The 1,740-nt window shown below is 49.8% G+C and carries 1 protein-coding gene; it reads right to left on the reverse strand.

Features of this window, described 5'->3' with window-relative positions; translation table 11 throughout:
• Positions 1–295: 295 nt before the first annotated feature.
• On the reverse strand, positions 296–1,291 hold the full coding sequence (locus ACR0L9_RS20575) for a glycosyltransferase family 2 protein (RefSeq protein ID WP_480896577.1): 996 nt from the start codon (positions 1,289–1,291) through the stop codon (positions 296–298).
• Between the last annotated feature and the right edge of the window lie 449 nt (positions 1,292–1,740).

The raw sequence follows: 1,740 nt of genomic DNA on the forward strand, positions 1-1,740 counted from the left end.
TGAGGAAGCTTCTGAACAGAAATATCAGGGGGGTCACTTTTGGACGCCGATTACCCCAATACAGGGGTCAATTTTGCATGCCGTTTCACACCCCTGCCAGCACGAGCATTCTCCGTGGTGCAGAGCCAGCCATTCAAAAGGTGTTTAGTAGCCTTTCTTGATCATGTGTTTAGTGCAGTGATCACTCAAATAATGAGAAATTATGGCCGCAGGTTTATTAGAACAACCTCACACGAGTTTGGCCAGATCCCCCAGATCCCACTGTTTCTCTTATACAACTTTCTGACCTGATGTATCAGCGTATTTGTTTCATCAAATAGCCCGCGCCTAAATATGCCTTTCCTCCGAACCATCCCAAACGCGCAGCCAAGCGCCGCCGCCTCCCTTTAGTGTCCAGCGGCGCATCAATCGCTTCCGCCATATTCCAGCTTGAGCGCCCATGTTCACGCCAACCCGAAGCATAGGACCGGAAAGAAAGGCCATAAAGGCGCGACTTGAACTCAGACCAACTCTTTTCTGTAACATCGCCCCGCTGCCGAGCCAGCGCAGCAAGATTGGTTTCACATAGAATGCGATATTTCCGCCCACGCCGCGTCTGCAACTGATCGTTTTGTCGCGCATCAGCGTTTGTGCGCACCTTAATTAGTGATCGAGTCAAAATCGCTGGACGCTGTGATAGCATGATCGCTCGCTCGCCGTAGTCCCGGTCTTCAAACAGCGGATAGCTTTCATTCCAGGGGCCAATATGGCGTGCGAAGGATGTTCTCATTGCAAAACGGCACGCGTTCGCCCAAACACGGCCTTCCATCGCTCGGGCGACCAGGTCATGTGTTCTCTCGGGAATATTCGTCATAACAATGTCGCCGGTATCGTTGTCAAACCGGCGAAACCCTGCAAAAATCATATCCGCCTGATTTACCTCGAACGCGATAGCAAGATCCGTGAGAGCGTCTCGTTCCAGTAAATCATCGGAGTCGAGGAATACCACAAAATCGCCGCTCGCCCTCTCCAGAGCGAGATTGCGCGCGCTGGATGGGCCGCCATTCTCTTTCTCCAGCAGGATGACTTCGAATGCCTGCGCGTCAAATTCCGGCCGCTCTGCGAGCGAGGCGATCCAAGATGTTATCGCCGCCACAGAATCGTCAGAAGATCCGTCGTCAACCACAATAAGCTCAACCGGTCTATATGACTGCGCCCAAACACTTTCCATGGCTTCACAAATGAGCTTTGCACGATTGTAGGTGGGAGTCACAATTGTGAAAAGCTTTTTAGTTTTAAAAGGTTGTCCCATTCTTGAAGTTAGTTCCGCTTTGGTTGAATTAGGGCACAAAACTACGTCTATAGTATGTTGCGCTTCACATCAGATGTTTTCGGTTAAGTGGATCTGTCGCGTATTTGTGCCGCCTAGTAGTTTGTAAAAGTCAGTTGAGGTGCACACTTCTCTCAAGTGAAATGCGCGGAAATACTCCTGTCAATAGGCGAAAACCTTCCTGTTTTCCTGGGGGCATTCTGTAGAGGAGTTGTGGCAGCATCGAGTAACATTTATGCGTATTTGCGAGGCTGAAGTCTAAAGTTGTGTCTGCTCGGGACCAACGAATATGCGAGTAGAATATTAGGGGAACCACGTGACAGAATAGATAAGAAAACCCTCCGCATCGAGAGCGTTTGTTTATTTGTGCTATCTCAGAACGAGTTTTTCTGCTCAAGCGCGGTGTTTGTTGGGCCGCTAAGTCTTCAAGA

Source organism: Ruegeria sp. I3 (assembly GCF_056532525.1).

What these genes read in the sequence shown, in the direction of transcription:
- ACR0L9_RS20575 (WP_480896577.1), bottom strand. Translation starts at nt 1,291, where the DNA reads ATGGGACAACCTTTTAAAACTAAAAAGCTTTTCACAATTGTGACTCCC.